At 62.6% G+C, this 15,209-nt stretch carries 13 protein-coding genes; 6 read left to right on the top strand and 7 right to left on the bottom strand.

Translation table 11 applies throughout. From position 1 onward, the window contains the following. The first annotated feature begins 167 nt into the window (after window positions 1–167). Window positions 168–1,556: a Na+/H+ antiporter NhaA gene (gene nhaA, locus FSY45_RS09610; RefSeq protein WP_046460332.1), complete on the top strand. Its 1,389-nt coding sequence runs from the start codon at window positions 168–170 to the stop codon at window positions 1,554–1,556. 75 nt (window positions 1,557–1,631) lie between these two features. Here nhaA and FSY45_RS09605 read toward each other — a convergent pair whose 3' ends face one another. Beyond that, entirely contained in the window at window positions 1,632–2,810 is a 1,179-nt protein-coding gene (locus FSY45_RS09605) for an alpha-hydroxy acid oxidase (protein ID WP_003067744.1), read from the bottom strand. Window positions 2,811–2,842: 32 nt separating this feature from the next. Between FSY45_RS09605 and FSY45_RS09600 the strand changes: the two genes are divergently transcribed. The 5 genes from FSY45_RS09600 (at window position 2,843) to lldD (ending at window position 8,710) form a co-directional block, all read left to right on the top strand. Next, complete coding sequence (locus tag FSY45_RS09600; protein WP_148748056.1) at window positions 2,843–3,031, top strand: hypothetical protein; 189 nt, start codon at window positions 2,843–2,845, stop codon at window positions 3,029–3,031. Then, complete coding sequence (locus tag FSY45_RS09595) at window positions 3,009–4,667, top strand: L-lactate permease (RefSeq protein WP_003067746.1); 1,659 nt, start codon at window positions 3,009–3,011, stop codon at window positions 4,665–4,667. Before FSY45_RS09600 ends, FSY45_RS09595 begins: the two co-directional genes overlap by 23 nt. Window positions 4,668–5,127: 460 nt before the next feature. Next, the gene (gene lldP, locus FSY45_RS09590) at window positions 5,128–6,792 is read left to right on the top strand and encodes an L-lactate permease (protein WP_046460331.1); all 1,665 of its coding nucleotides are present in this window, start codon (window positions 5,128–5,130) and stop codon (window positions 6,790–6,792) included. Between the two features lie 17 nt (window positions 6,793–6,809). Next, the gene (lldR, locus tag FSY45_RS09585; protein WP_003067750.1) at window positions 6,810–7,580 is read left to right on the top strand and encodes a transcriptional regulator LldR; all 771 of its coding nucleotides are present in this window, start codon (window positions 6,810–6,812) and stop codon (window positions 7,578–7,580) included. Then, window positions 7,577–8,710 (top strand): FMN-dependent L-lactate dehydrogenase LldD, encoded by a 1,134-nt coding sequence (gene lldD / locus FSY45_RS09580; RefSeq protein ID WP_046460330.1) that lies wholly within the window; start codon window positions 7,577–7,579, stop codon window positions 8,708–8,710. The genes lldR and lldD overlap by 4 nt, the downstream gene beginning before the upstream one ends. Before the next feature lie 114 nt (window positions 8,711–8,824). Here lldD and pbpC read toward each other — a convergent pair whose 3' ends face one another. From pbpC to FSY45_RS09550, 6 genes are all read right to left on the bottom strand, one after another. Continuing rightward, complete coding sequence (pbpC, locus tag FSY45_RS09575) at window positions 8,825–11,197, bottom strand: penicillin-binding protein 1C (RefSeq protein WP_046460329.1); 2,373 nt, start codon at window positions 11,195–11,197, stop codon at window positions 8,825–8,827. Window positions 11,198–11,366: 169 nt separating this feature from the next. Continuing rightward, on the bottom strand, window positions 11,367–11,924 hold the full coding sequence (locus FSY45_RS09570) for an HdeD family acid-resistance protein (protein WP_012837236.1): 558 nt from the start codon (window positions 11,922–11,924) through the stop codon (window positions 11,367–11,369). A 106-nt stretch (window positions 11,925–12,030) separates the two neighbouring features. After that, entirely contained in the window at window positions 12,031–12,906 is an 876-nt protein-coding gene (locus tag FSY45_RS09565) for an endonuclease/exonuclease/phosphatase family protein (RefSeq protein WP_003067758.1), read from the bottom strand. Between the two features lie 66 nt (window positions 12,907–12,972). After that, window positions 12,973–13,359 carry a VOC family protein gene (locus FSY45_RS09560; RefSeq protein ID WP_003067760.1) on the bottom strand — a complete coding sequence of 129 codons (387 nt, stop codon included), beginning with the start codon at window positions 13,357–13,359 and terminating at the stop codon, window positions 12,973–12,975. 34 nt (window positions 13,360–13,393) lie between these two features. Then, the gene (locus FSY45_RS09555) at window positions 13,394–14,260 is read right to left on the bottom strand and encodes a carbohydrate ABC transporter permease (protein WP_046460328.1); all 867 of its coding nucleotides are present in this window, start codon (window positions 14,258–14,260) and stop codon (window positions 13,394–13,396) included. Beyond that, window positions 14,257–15,177, bottom strand: coding sequence for a carbohydrate ABC transporter permease (locus tag FSY45_RS09550; RefSeq protein ID WP_046460342.1), 921 nt, complete (start codon window positions 15,175–15,177; stop codon window positions 14,257–14,259). The genes FSY45_RS09555 and FSY45_RS09550 overlap by 4 nt, the downstream gene beginning before the upstream one ends. Window positions 15,178–15,209 lie beyond the last annotated feature (32 nt).

Here is a 15,209-nt window from a genome sequence, read left to right as displayed (position 1 = left end):
TACAATTTCAGCTGGGTGCCCGTCACACAAGGTGGCGATGGCAGGTGAATGTTCATGCGCAGGTCGGGCCGCCAGCGCGCCAGTCGTTTGCAGTGCAGACGGCACCAGCAGGAATTGCCTCAGGTGCCGCACGCCTTCAGCGTACGACTTCAGACACCTACCCACACATGGACCCACAAACACTTGTGCAGGCCCCTGCGCCTTTTGCATCCCAAAATTCACCCCGTGTTCCCGCGCTGCAATCCGCGACCGAGCGCGTGCAGGCACAAATCTCGCACCTGCTGCATATCGAATCCTTTGCCGGCATGGTGCTCATGCTGGCCGCTGCCGTCGCCCTGATCTGGGCCAACTCCGCTGCGGCGCCAAGCTACTTTGCACTATGGCATGCCCCCGTCGCGCTGACGCTGGGCCCGTGGAGCTTCAGCACCGATCTGCATTTCATCGTCAACGATGTGCTGATGACGGTGTTCTTCCTGGTCGTGGGCATGGAAATCCGTCGCGAGCTGCACAACGGCGCGCTGGCCAGCCTGCGCCAGGCCAGTCTGCCGCTGATCGCTGCCATCGGCGGCGTGGCCGTGCCCGCGCTCATCTACGTGGCCCTGGCGGGCAACGACAGGACGCTGCTCAACGGCTGGGCAATTCCGACGGCGACCGACATCGCGTTTGCCGTGGGCGTGCTGGCCTTGCTGGGCCGCAATATTCCGGGAGCGCTGCGCATCTTCCTGCTGGCCCTGGCCATCATCGACGACATCGTGGCCGTGCTCATCATCGCCTTCTTCTACTCGGGCGGGCTGCAGGCCATGGGCTTTGTGGTGGCCGCAGCCGGCGTGCTGCTGGTGCTGCTGTTCAACCGCATGGGCATTGCCGCCGCTCCTCTGTATGTGCTGCCCGGAGCCATTCTCTGGTTCGGTCTGCTCAAGACCGGCGCTCATCCCACTCTGGCAGGTGTGGTGCTTGGTCTGATGACGCCTGTGTTTGTACGTCCCGCCTCCATGCCGCTGCTGATCACGGCACAGACGGCCATGCGCAAGGCCGGTGAGCAGATGCTGAGCGGCCGCCCCGATCCGCAGCACCTGCTGCAGGAGTTGCGCATTGCCCAGCTCGCACAGCGCGACCTGCTGCCGCCTGCTCTGCGCCTGCCCATGATTCTTCATCCATGGGTGGCTTTTTGCATCATGCCCATCTTTGCGCTGGCCAATGCCGGCGTGCAGTTCTCGGGCATAGACCTGAGCGCTGCCGCACCGCAGACCACGGCCATGGCCGTGCTGGTGGCCCTGGTGCTGGGCAAGCCCCTGGGGGTCTTCATCTGCACCTGGCTGGCTGTCAAGAGCGGGCTGTGCAGCCTGCCCGAGGGCCTGAACTGGCGCGGCGTGCTGCTGGTGGGTCTGCTGGCCGGCATAGGCTTTACCATGTCCATCTTTGTCGGCGGCCTGGCCTTTACGGATGCTTCCCTGCTGGGCGCGGCCAAGCTGGGCATTCTGGCCGGCTCGGCCATGGCAGCCTTGCTGGGACTGGGCTATGGCTTTGCCATGCGCAAGCGTTTCGAGCAGCCCTGAACGCCACGACACACCGGCGGAAATCAAAAAGGTCAGCCCTGCAAAGGACTGACCTTTTTTCATGCCGCAGAACAATCAGCTCTGCTCGAAAGGTTTCGGGTAAGTGCCGGGCAACAGAATTTCTTTGCCGACCTGGTTGATATTGGTGTGCCCGCAGAAGGCCATGGTGGTGTCCAGTTCCTTGTGGATGATCTGCAGCGCCTTGCTCACGCCGGCCTGGCCATAAGCGCCCAGACCGTAGAGGAAGCTGCGACCTATCATCGTGCCTTGCGCACCCAGTGCGCGAGCCTTGAGCACGTCCTGACCGCTGCGAATGCCGCCATCCATCCAGACTTCGATATCCTTGCCCGCAGCCTCTGCAATCGATGGCAAGGCTGCAATCGAAGAAGGCGCACCATCGAGCTGACGGCCGCCATGGTTGCTGACCACCAGCGCGTCTGCACCGCTTTGTGCAGCCAGACGCGCATCTTCGGCATCCATCACGCCCTTGAGAATGATCTTGCCGCCCCAGAGCTTCTTGATCCATTCCACATCGCTCCAGTTCAGTGACGGATCGAACTGATCTGCCGTCCAGGACGACAGCGAGGACACATCGCCCACACCATCCACATGGCCGACGATATTGCCGAAGCTGCGGCGCTTGGTACCCAGCATTCCAAGGCACCAGTGCGGCTTGGTCGCGAGATTGATGAGGTTTGCCAGCGTGGGCTTGGGCGGGGTGGACAGGCCGTTCTTGATGTCCTTGTGGCGCTGACCCAGGATCTGCAGGTCCAGCGTCACCACCAGCGCCGAGCAGTTGGCTGCCTTGGCGCGATTGATCAGGCGCTCCATGAAGGCCTTGTCGCGCATCACATAGAGCTGGAACCAGAACGGATGGCGATCGGTGTGCTCGGCTATGTCCTCCAGCGAGCAGATGCTCATGGTGGACAGCGTGAACGGCACGCCAAAGGCCTTGGCGGCCTTGGCTCCAAGAATCTCGCCATCGGCATGCTGCATGCCGGTCAGGCCCGTGGGCGCAATCGCCACCGGCATGGCGACCTCCTCGCCGATCATGGTGGTGCGCGTGCTGCGCCCTTCCATGTTCACGGCCACACGCTGACGCAGCTTGATTGACTGGAACTCGTCTTCGTTGGCCCGATACGTGCCCTGGGTGTAAGAGCCCGAATCGGCGTAGTCATAGAACATGCGCGGCACACGACGCTTGGCCACCACACGCAGGTCTTCGATACAGGTGATTTTGGAAAGATCGCTCACGACTTCTAGCCTTGTAATTGGAGTTGAACCCGATGGTAGCCCTCATCGCCGTCATCGGCAGTTCACTATGGTTTGAAGTGATTTATGCCGGTTTTGAAATTTTCTTCAGCGAGGGAAAATCAAGGGCTAATGCTAGGTATGCAAGCCTATTCGCACATCCACCATCCTTGTCACCACAACAAACAGGAGACAACAGAGATGGTTTGGCAACAGGTCTATGACCCTCTATCGAATATGTGGCTATCCACATTGCTGGCGGCCATTCCGGTCGTGGTGATGCTGGTGGGCCTTGGTTTTCTGCACATGAAGGCCCACCTGGCCGCAGGAGCAGGCCTGATTGCAGCGCTGCTGATTGCAGTCTTTGTCTACAACATGCCCGGCGAAATGGCGGGGCGCGCAGCCTTGTTCGGCGGCTTCACCGGCCTGCTGCCCATTGGCTGGATTGTGCTGAACATCATCTTCCTGCATCAGCTGACCGAGCAGAACGGCAGCTTCAAGGTGCTGCAGGATTCACTTTCCGGGATCACCGAAGACCGCCGCATCCAGTTGCTGCTGATTGCCTTTTCCTTCGGTGCCTTTTTCGAGGGCGCTGCCGGCTTCGGGACACCCGTGGCCGTGACGGCAGCCATCCTGATCGGCCTGGGCTTTTCTCCACTGGCGGCATCCGGTCTGTCGCTGATCGCCAATACCGCACCCGTGGCCTTTGGCGCCCTGGGCACGCCCGTCATCACGCTGGCCAAGGTCCATGGCTACGATCTGATGGAAGTGACCGCCATGATCGGCCGCCAACTGCCTTTCTTCTCGGTGCTGGTGCCGTTCTGGCTGATCTGGGCCTTTGCCGGTCGCAAGGGCATGATGGAGATCTGGCCCGCGATTCTGGTCACCGGCCTGTCGTTTGCCATTCCCCAGTATCTGGTCTCCAACTTCATCGGCCCCGAACTCGTGGACATCATCGCGGCCATCGTTTCCATGGCCAGCCTGATCCTGTTCCTGCGCGTCTGGCAGCCAAAGAAGATCTGGACCTCGGCCTCGCTGCGCGGCAAGGATATCAGCGCCTCCGAAGTCAAGCCGCCACAGCCCGTGGCCAAGCACAGCAAGAGCGCGCTGATCGCCGCCTGGACACCCTGGATCATTCTCTCGGTGTTTGTCTTCATCTGGGGCCTGCCGCCGGTCAAGGCCTGGCTCAACAGCCTGTTTGCCCCCGCCTTCCCCATGACGGGCCTGCACAATCTGATCGAGAAAATGCCGCCCGTGGTGCCCCAGCCGACCAAGGAAGGTGCTGTCTACACGCTGAACCTGCTGTCTGCCACCGGAACAGCCATTCTGTTCTCGGCCATCGTCAGTGCCTTCGTCATGAAGTACAACCCGGTGACCATAGTGCGCACCTTCTTCAAGACCACCTGGCTGGTGCGCTACTCGCTGCTGACCATCGTGCTGATGCTGGCCCTGGGCACGCTGACACGCTATTCGGGCACCGACACCACCCTGGGCCTGGCCTTTGCCAACACAGGTGTGCTCTACCCCTTCTTCGGCACGCTGATGGGCTGGCTGGGCGTGGCGCTCACAGGCTCGGACACGGCGTCCAACGTGCTGTTCGGCGGCATGCAGAAGGTCGCCGCCGACCAACTGGGCCTGTCCCCCAACCTCATGGGCGCCGCCAACAGCTCGGGCGGCGTGATGGGCAAGATGATCGATGCGCAATCCATCGTCGTGGCTTCGACCGCCACACGCTGGTTCAACCGCGAAGGCGACATCCTGCGCTACGTATTCTTCCACTCCATCGCCCTGGCCTGCCTGATGGGTCTGTTCGTCACCATGCAGGCCTATGTCTGGCCGTTCAAGCTGATGGTGAACTAAGCCCCCGAGCCGCTTTGCGGCTTGCCCTGACGGGACACCTCAAAGAGCCACACAGGCCCTTGCTCGGTATCTCTGGCCTGGGCCGCGGCGGTTTTCCGCCGCGCATGTCCCTTTTCTCAACCCACCAGATGGGCATTCCAGCAGCCGCAGCGCCTTCGAGCCTGCGGCTTTTTTGCGCCGTTTGCAGGTAATCAGCGTAATACCAATTCGCAAATTGGTATTACCAATCAATTATTCAAAACAAGGGAAAACCACTAATTCATGAGCAAAACCTCATTTCTATAATCCGCTTTACCCGAAATCGCCACATATTGGTAATACCAATTTAACAAACGAAGCCGAACAAGACTGCGTGACAGCGTCCGGCACAGGGTGACACGGTTGTTTAAAGAATTGACGGGGAAGCTTCTGGACGCTCAGGAGGGTTGCCCTCCCCGCATAAATCCAGGAGATCAAGGCAATGCAAGAAATCTGGTCGCAGAACTACGACCCCGCAGGCAATGTGTGGGTGTCGGCGCTGGTGGCGCTGATACCCATCATCTTTTTCTTTCTCGCTCTGACCAAGCTGCGCCTCAAGGGCTATGTGGCGGGCACCATCACGGTGGCGCTGTCCCTGGCCGTGGCGCTGCTCTTCTATCGCATGCCCGTGGCCAATGCGCTGGCAGCAGGCGTCTACGGCTTCTTCTATGGCCTGTGGCCGATTGCCTGGATCATTGTCGCGGCGGTGTTTCTCTACAAGGTCTCGGTCAAGACCGGACAGTTCGACATCATCCGCTCGTCGATTCTCTCGGTCACAGAAGACCAGCGCCTGCAGCTGATCCTGGTGGGCTTTTGCTTCGGTGCCTTCCTTGAGGGAGCCGCCGGCTTCGGCGCCCCCGTGGCCATCACGGCAGCACTGCTGGTGGGCCTGGGTTTCAGGCCTCTGTATGCAGCCGGCCTGTGCCTGATCGGCAATACCGCCCCCGTGGCCTTCGGCGCCATGGGCATTCCCGTCATCGTGGCCGGTCAGGTCTCGGGGGTCGATGTCATGGCCATCAGCCAGATGGCCGGCCGCCAGCTGCCGTTCATGACCATCATCGTGCTGTTCTGGCTCATGGCCATCATGGATGGCTGGCGCGGCGTGAAGGAAACCTGGCCTGCGGTGCTGGTCGGCGGCGGCAGCTTTGCACTCGGACAGTTTCTGACGGCCAACTACATCGGCCCCGAACTGCCGGACATCACCTCGGCCATCTTCGCCCTGGTGACACTGACCACTTTCCTCAAGTTCTGGCAGCCCAAGCGCATCTTCCGCTTCGACACCGAGCCGGGCGCAGCAAAGATCCAGACGACAGCCCCTGTCAAACTGACGACCGGCATGGTGATCAAGGCCTGGTCGCCCTTCATCATCCTCACGGCCATGGTGACCATCTGGAGCCTCAAGCCCTTCAAGGCGCTGTTCGCCTCGGGCGGTGCACTGTCCGGCACGGTCTTCAGCATTCCCGTGCCCATGCTGCACAATCTGGTGCAGAAAATGGCTCCCGTCGTCGCCGCGCCCACGCCCTATGGCGCGGTCTATTCCTTCAACTGGCTGTCGGCCACTGGAACCGCGATCCTGATCGCCGCCGTGCTCGCCATTCTTTTGCTGCGCCTCAAGCCAGCCGTGGCAGTCCAGACCCTGGGCGAGACCTTCAAGGAACTGGCCCTGCCCATCTACTCCATCGGCATGGTGCTGGCCTTTGCCTTCATCGCCAACTACTCCGGCCTGTCCACCACGCTGGCCATGGCGCTGGCCCATACGGGCAAGGCCTTTGCGTTCTTCTCGCCCTTCCTGGGCTGGGTCGGCGTATTCCTCACAGGCTCGGACACCTCGGCCAATGCGCTGTTCGGCGCTCTGCAGGCCACGACGGCCGCCCAGCTGGGGCTGCCCGAGGTTCTGGCCGTGACGGCCAACACCACCGGCGGTGTGACCGGCAAGATGATCTCGCCCCAGTCCATCGCCATTGCCTGCGCAGCCGTGGGCCTGGCCGGCAAGGAATCGGACCTGTTTCGCTTCACCGTCAAGCACAGCCTGGCCTTCCTGGTGCTGATCGGCATCATCTGCACGCTGCAGGCTTATGTGTTTCCGTGGATGATTCCTACCACCTGAAACTCCTGCCCGACCCCATGCCCGCCATCCGCCTGTCCGACCGCGTTGCCCAGCAGTTGCTGGAGCTGATCCAGAGCACCCAGCTCCAGAGCGGCGCCAAGCTGCCGACCGAGCGGGCGCTGGCCGAGCAGCTGGGGGTCTCGCGCACGGCGCTGCGCGAGGCCATACAGAAGCTGGCCAGCCGCGGCGTGCTCGAAAGCCGCGTGGGCGCCGGCACTTTTGTCGGCTCGCGCGTTCCGCTGTGGCACGAGCAGGCCGTCGCACCGCTGGAGTCCTTGCTGCGCGACGACCCCCAGTATCGCTACGACGTGCTGGAAGCACGCCAGGCGCTGGAGCTCAGCACCGCCTGGTATGCGGCCCAGCGTGCCACCGACAAGGACAGGGACCGCATCCGCCGCTGCTTTGACGACATGCTGCGCCACCAGCAGGCGCGCGATGCCGCCAGCGCGGCCCGCTCCGACGCACAGTTCCATCTGGCAATTGCCGAGGCTTCGCACAACGCCGTGCTGGTGCAGCTCATGGGCAGCCTCTTCGAGCTGGTGCTGGGTACCGTGGCCCAGAACCGGCGCCTGATGTTCGTGCATGATGATCTTTCGACGCTGGAGCATCTGACTGCGCAGCACCACAACCTCATGCAGGCCATTGTCGACGGCGAGCCGGAGCAGGCCAGAAGCGCCATCGGCCAGCACCTGGCCTATGTTCACGAAAAGCTGTCCGAGTCGGATGCCGAAGCGGCCCGACGCAAGCGGCTGGATCGTTTCTCCTCTTCCTCCGCCATTTTTTCATGATCATTTCCTCCACCACCGACTACCGCGCGGCTGCGCAAAAGCGCCTGCCGCCCTTTCTGTTCCACTACCTCGACGGCGGTGCCTATGCCGAGAAGACGCTGGCCCGCAATGTCGATGACCTGGCCGACGTGGCCCTGCGCCAGCGCGTGCTCAAGGACATGAGCCAGCTGGACACCAGCATCGAGCTGTTCGGCGAGAAGTTCTCGATTCCCGTGGCGCTGGCTCCCGTGGGGCTGACCGGAATGTTCGCCCGCCGCGGCGAAGTGCAGGCCGCCATGGCCGCTGATAAAAAGGGCATCCCCTTCACCATGTCCAGCGTCTCGGTCTGCCCCATCGAGGAAGTCGCGCCCAGGCTGGGCCGCCCGATGTGGTTCCAGCTCTATGTGCTCAAGGACCGGGGCTTTATGAAGAACGCGCTGGAGCGCGCCCAGGCTGCCGGCGTCTCCACCCTGGTCTTCACCGTGGACATGCCCGTGCCTGGCGCCCGCTACCGCGATGCGCATTCGGGCATGAGCGGCCCCAACGCCGCCATGCGCCGCTACCTGCAGGCCGTGACCCATCCGCACTGGGCCGTGGACGTGGGCCTGATGGGCCGCCCGCACACGCTGGGCAATATCTCCACCTACAAGGGCCAGAACGTCTCGCTTGAAGACTATATGGGCTACCTGGGCGCGAACTTCGACCCCTCGATCTCGTGGTCGGACCTGGAGTGGATCCGCGACTTCTGGAAAGGTCCCATGCTCATCAAAGGCATTCTCGATCCCGAGGACGCCAGGGATGCGGTGCGCTTCGGGGCCGACGGCATCATCGTCTCCAACCACGGCGGGCGCCAGCTCGACGGCGTGCTCTCCTCGGCACGCGCCCTGCCGGCCATTGCCGATGCCGTCAAGGGCCAGATCAAGATCCTGGCCGACTCGGGCGTGCGCAACGGCCTGGACATCGTGCGCCTGCTGGCCCTGGGCGCAGACTGCACCATGATAGGCCGCGCCTTCGTCTACGCGCTGGCCGCGGAAGGCGAAGCCGGCGTCACCAACCTGCTGAACCTGCTCGAAAAGGAAATGCGGGTGGCCATGACGTTGACCAGCGTCAAGAAGGTCTCGGAGATCACTGGCGATCTGCTGGTGCGCTGAGCGCCTCTGAGAGACGGCGCTGCTGCCTCCCGATGGCTTGGCTTGAGGACAGTCATGTCCGGCGGTCATGCCCCGTCTGCAAACCGCTGACCCCAACCAGCGGTTTTTTCATGTCTATCTTTTTTTCTTGATGTCCTCGGGGCCCGCAACCAGTGCGCCGGCACCACGCACCTCGAGCGCAATGCTGTCCAGCACCTTGCCGGAGGCATCAAGCAGCTCCAGCTTGTGGCGCCCCGGCCAGGGCAGCCAGCCCAGCTGACTGCCACGCCCCAGCTCGCGCTGCACTTCCCGCATCACGGGTTGGGCGTTCTTGTCTGCTGTGGCGGGCGCTCCATATTGCCGGGTCACCAGCCGCCAGCGCAAGCTGCTGTCGCGCCAGTCCTGCTCGGCCGCCATGCCGGCCTGGCGCGCCACCAGCTGCACGCGCTGGCTATCGGGCGGAATATCGGGGTCCAGCGCCAAAATGGTGCCATTGGCCGGACGCGAGATACGCACAGCGGCCGCAGCCGCAGCGCTGCCGGACTTGCTGCCTTTTTGCCTGGCTAGGCTTTTCTGCTCTGCACTGCCCGCCACGTGATCCATGGCAAACAGCGACTGCTGCGTGCCTTCCACAAACCATTCGCCACGGGCGCTTTCGATGGGCGTTCCGCCACTGGCCAGCGCGCCAAACTGCACTTGCTGCTGCAGCACGCCTATCGGAGCCCTGGGCGCGCGGCTGGACAGGTTGCGATGCAAAAAGCCCATGATATCGGCCCAGATGGGCGCTGCGCCGCTGGTGCCGCTGACCGAATGCATGGCCTCGCCACCCGCATTGCCCACCCAGACGCCCACGGTGTAGCGCTCGGACCAGCCCACGGCCCAGTTGTCGCGCATATCCTTGCTGGTGCCGGTTTTCACGGCCGTCCAGAAGCGCGTGGCCAGCACGCTGTCCGTGCCGAACGTCGGGGCCCGCGCCATATTGTCGGAGAGAATGTCGCCCACGATAAAAGCTGCCCGCGCATCCAGTGCCTGCACCGCGTCGTCGCCGGTTTTGCCGCCGGCCTTGCGGCTTTCAGTCTGAGGCAAGGCCCAGCTCACGGGACGATATTGACCGCTATTGCCCAGTGCCCGATAGGCATTGGTCAGATTGAGCAGCGCGACCTCGCTGCTGCCCAGCGCCAGGCTGAAGCCGTAATAGCCTCCGCTTTCGCGCAGCGGCAGACCCAGTTTTTTGAGCTGCTCGAAGAAGGCGTCGGGCGTGACCATGACCAGCGTGCGCACCGCAGGCACATTGAGCGAGGAAGCCAGCGCCGTGCGCGCCGATACCCAACCCTTGAAGCGCCGGTCGTAATTCTGCGGAATATAGAGGCCGTTCTGCGTGGGAATATGGGCCGATGAATCCTCGATCAGCGAGGCGGCCGTGATGCGCTTTTCGGCAATCGCCTGGGCGTAGAGAAACGGCTTGAGCGTGGAGCCGGGCTGACGCAGCGCAGTGACGCCATCGACCTCGGACGCCTGGCTCAGCGTGCCCGAAGAGCCCACCCAGGCCAGAATCTCGCCTGTTCGGTTGTCCAGCACCACGGTCGCACCATCTTCCACATTGCGGCCCTGCAACTCGCGCAGATGCTGCTGCAGGCTGGCCACGGCAAAGCGCTGCAAGGGTGCGCTCAAGGTTGATCGCACCTGCTCCTGCCCCCTGTTCTGAGGCAGCGCCAGCCAGCGCCGCGCGAAATGCGGGGCCACGCCCTCGCTGGCCAGCCATTGACGCCGCTGCAGCACGCTGGAGGTGTAGAGCTGCATGGCCGAGCAATCCCTGGCCGCCACATCATCGGGCACCATCACCTGCAGCACGCCACAGGCACGCTGGGCCACCCGCTCCACCGAGGCATTGGGTGCCCGCACCAGGGCTGCGGCAATGGCGGCCTCGCGCGCGTCCAGCCCGTGTGCTGCCTTGCCGTACAGGCTTTGCGACAGCGCAGCGATACCCACGATCTCGCCGCGGAACGGCACCAAGTTCAGATAGGCCTCGAGAATCTGGTCCTTGCGCCAGCGCCTGTCCAGCACCTGGGCCGCCATGGCCTGCCCCACCTTCTGCACCACGCTGCGCCCACCCGGTCCCTGACGCCAGTCTCCATCCAGCAGACCGGCGAGCTGCATGGTGATGGTGCTCGCGCCGCGCGTGCGTGTGTTCCAGAGGTTGCCCCATGCAGCTGCGGTGACGGCAGCCCAGTCCACGCCGCTGTGCTCGTAGAAACGCTTGTCCTCGCTGAGCACCAGGGCCGTGCGCAGTGCCGGCGAAACATCGGCCAATGCCACCCAGGGACCGCGGCGCACCGTGCTGTCGGTGCGCAAGCGCTGCAGCACCTCGCCTTCGCGCGAAAGCAGAAGGGTCTCCGACGAGCGATGGTCGCTGCGCACCTCGTCATAGCTGGGCACGGCTTGGCTGCTGGCGGCAAGACCCAGCCACAAGGCGGCCGTCATGCCAACGGCTCGCCAGAACGGCTTCATTCTCTGGGGCTGGAAATACCGCTGCATGCCTTGTTTCATGTCTTTGTGCGCTGTTGGAAGTCAGCAGGCATTGTCCCAAAGATGGCATGGCAAACTGTCCGCTCAGGCAAGCGGCAATAAAAAAGCGGCTCCAGCGAGCCGCTTTTTTTCCGGAACCACCGCCTTTTCTTCAGGCCGTGAACTTCTTGATCTTGAACGCCAGTATCACCATCAGCACGCCAAAGATGACGGCATAGGTCGCCAGCACCCACAGCATGGCCATCATGCCCGCGCCGGGTTGCATCAGCACGAAGATGCCGAACAGCACCGAGAGCAGCCCCCCGAGCACCAGCACCCATTCGCCTTGAATTTCCTTGCGCAGACGCAGCGCCGCGACAATCTGCAGCACACCGGTCATCAAGGCCCAGACGCCGATATAGATGGTCAGAACCAGCGCCGTAATCGCAGGGTTGATGACCGTGAGCACCCCCACCACCACACCCGTCAGCCCCCACAGCAAAACCACCCACCAGTGGCGCGACTGTTGACGGCTCTTGATGGCGGTGTAGATGCCTAGCAAGCCGTCGACAAACACATAGGCGCCAAACACCAGCACCAGCGCGGCGGCGGACGCCGCAGGCTGCATCCAGGTCAGCACGCCGAAGATGATGGCTGCGGCGCCGCGCAACAACAGCACCCACCAGCTACGGTGCAACATGATGGACATGGACGGAATTTCTACAGGCATGAAGACTCCTCTCTTTTAGAACGTGTTTACGTTCTCAGGGTTTCACAACAGTGCGACTTGTGCAGCCACTCGTCTCTCGAATCCAGCTTTGACCCTAGCAACAAGCTCAGCCCAGCGTCAACATCACAGGCTGGTGATCAGACGCCTGTGTGGCGCTGTCAACACTCCAAGTGTGCACTCTCTGACACAAGCTATCGCTGACCCATATCAAGTCGCATGCCCCAGGCTCTGCCCCCCAGGTTCGATCCACCAGTCTGAAGGTCGGAGGCTGCGGTTGCCCGGGATACAGCACATCCCAGCTATTGCGCCACTGCCCGGCCTGCAGACAGCCTTCCTCGCCGGCAACCCAAGGTGCGGACAGAACGGCATATTCGGGCTCGTGCGGCTCGAAGTTGAAATCCCCACAAAGCACGGCATGGCGGGTATGCGGCTTGGTTTGATAGGGCGAGCCATCGCTGGCCGGCTGAGGCGGGGCATCGGCCAGCGCACAGGCCTGCATCTGCAGGGCACGCAGTGCGCCGGCCTGCGCCATGCGCTGACGCGCCGAGAAATATTCGAGATGCGTGGTCATGATGCGTACCGGTCCCAGCGCCGCGTCATCGACCGTGACCACGGAACACATGCGCTGCATGCAGCGCATATCGGCTTGGGCCGGCATGGGCAGCAGATAGTGCTGAACCAGCAGCACCGGCAGCCGCGTGGCAATCAGATTGCCAAAACGCTGATGGCCACTGGACGTGAATTCATCGACCGATGCGCCAAAGAAAATCTGCCAGCCCGGCAACAGCGCCTTCAGCTCGGCCAACTGGTCGCCGGGCCTTCCTTGCAGATCGGGGTAGTTGACGGCGATTTCCTGCAGGCACAGCACATCCAGACCGCCGGACTGCTCGCCCATTTGCAGCGCGTGACGCACGATGCGTTCCACACTGACCAGTCCATCCATGCCGCAGCACCATTGCACATTCCAGGTCAGGATATTCATCTTGTCGCGTCTTTCCAGATTGAAAGTGGCTGAAGCCCCGGCAGCCACTATTTTTACAGCAGCTGATCAGGCCAAGTTCTCGCGCAACTGGAACACATTGCCTTCCTTGTCCATGGCATTGCAGGCCGCAAAGCCAGGACCTTGCCAACGCTCGTCAAACACTTGTCCGCCCAGCGCCTGTGCTGCGCTTTCGGCGTCGGCAATCGCCGGCACGGTGACAAAGAACTTGAGTGCCACATCGGCGCGGCGCTGCGGTGGCGTGCCGATCTTGACCCGCGCCGCAATCTCGGCCGGCAGGGCGTGAATCACCAGTTGCAACACGGCGGACTCCAGCACGATGACGTGCGCATCTTCATGCAGTCGCCGCATGCCCAGAACCTGCTCATAGAAGCCTGCCAGACTCTGGAAATCCTTGGCATAAATCAGCACACCAGCAGCAGCGGGACCGGGCATCGTCAACTCCTCAAATGGTTTGACTGTATCCCAGTCACTTGATGCCCGCACGCATGAAGCTTTGCACGAACTGGCGCTGGAACAGCAGGAATGCAATAAGCAGCGGCCCTGAAGTCATCAGTGTGGCGGCGCAGATGGTCGACCATTCCACGCCCGATTCCACGCTGGAGAAAACCTGCAGGCCCACGGTGAGCGGACGCGACTGCACGCTGTTGGTGATGATCAGAGGCCAGAGAAAATTATTCCAGTGAAAGCTCACCGAAACCAGCGCAAACGCCGTGTAGACCGGCCTGGCCAGCGGTACGTAGACACGCCAGAGAATCTGCAGCGTGCTGGCACCTTCCACGCGCGCGGCTTCGTCCAGCTCGCGGGGTATGCCCATAAAGGTCTGGCGCAGCAAAAAGATGGCAAAGGCCGAGGCGAAATACGGCAGACCTATGCCCGCCAGAGTATCGATCGCCCCCAGCCCGGACATGGTCTGATAGTTCGCCACCAGCAGAATGTCCGGCATGATCATCAGCTGTATCAGCACCAGCGAAAACGCTACATTGCTGCCGCGAAAGCGCAAGCGTGCAAAGGCAAATGCAGCCAGCGTGGACAGCAGCAGCTGCACCGCCAAAATCATGGCCACCAGCAAGATGGTGTTGAGAAAATAGCGCGCAAACGGCGCGGCTTCCCAGGCATGGCGGAAGTTCTGCAGCGTCCAGGGCGCGGACAGATCCAGGCGCGTGGACGCATCGGAGGGGTGAAACGCCGTCCAGACCGCATAGGCCAGCGGCAGCAGCCACAGCAGGGCCAGCGTCCAGGCAGCCAGGGTGTCCAGCCATGAAGCGCCATAAAAGCTCACGCCCTGGATTGCCCGGGCGCTCCTGCGCCCTGGCAGAAATGAAGCAGCTGTCATTGATAGTGCACCTTTTTGTCCAGCACGAAGAACTGGAACAGCGCCACGGCAGCCAGCACCACGACCAGCACCACGGTGATGGCCGCGGCATAGCCGGTATCCCAGAACTTGAAGCCCACTTCGTAGAGGTGATAGAGCAGCAGCGTGGAGGCATTGTCCGGTCCGCCACGTGTGAGGATGAACACATGGTCCACGAGCCGGAAAGCATTGATCACGGCGTTGACCAGGATGAACAGCGTGGTCGGCATGAGCAGCGGCCACTGCACGCGGCGCAGGAAATACCAGCGCGATGCGCCTTCGATGACCGCTGCCTCCTTGAGGCTGGGGTTGAGCGTCTGCAGCGCGGCCAGATAGAAGATCATGAAAAAGCCGGCCTCCTTCCACACGGCCACCAGCGTGATGCAGGCCAGGGCCGTGGAAGGATCGCCCAGCCAGTTGTGCGCGTCCAGGCCCAGTGCGCCGCGCAGTTGCTCCAGCAGCCCGTACTGGGGCGTGTAGAAGAACAGCCAGATATTGGCCACGGCAATCATGGGCAGCACCGTGGGCGTGAAATAGGCCATGCGCAGCAAGGCCCGCCCCGCGAGCTTCTCGTTGACCCACAGCGCCATCAGCAAGGCCAGCCCCATGGACAGCGGAATGGTGGCAGCAGCAAACCAGAGGTTGTTGCGCACGGCCTGCCAGAACACGGGGTCGTCGACCATGAGCGCATAGTTTTCCAGCCCCACCCATTCTCCGGACTGGCCGCCACGACCCGTGGCATGCAGGCTGTCGATCAACGTGGACAAGGCCGGCCAATGTGTAAAGCCCAGCAGCAGCACCAGCGCCGGCATGAGCAGCAGCCAGGCATGCACGGCCTGCTTTCGTGCTGCGGCCTGCGCCAGCCTGCGGGCGGCCCCGGATGACAAGGGCGCAGACATGGCACCCTTGCCGGGTTCAAGCGCCGGACTGC

The organism is Comamonas sp. Z1 (assembly GCF_008121555.1).
GTDB classification, from domain to species: Bacteria; Pseudomonadota; Gammaproteobacteria; order Burkholderiales; family Burkholderiaceae_C; genus Comamonas; species Comamonas thiooxydans.
Note: the sequence above shows the minus strand (reverse complement) of the source record. Positions and strands in the feature narration are given on the sequence as shown.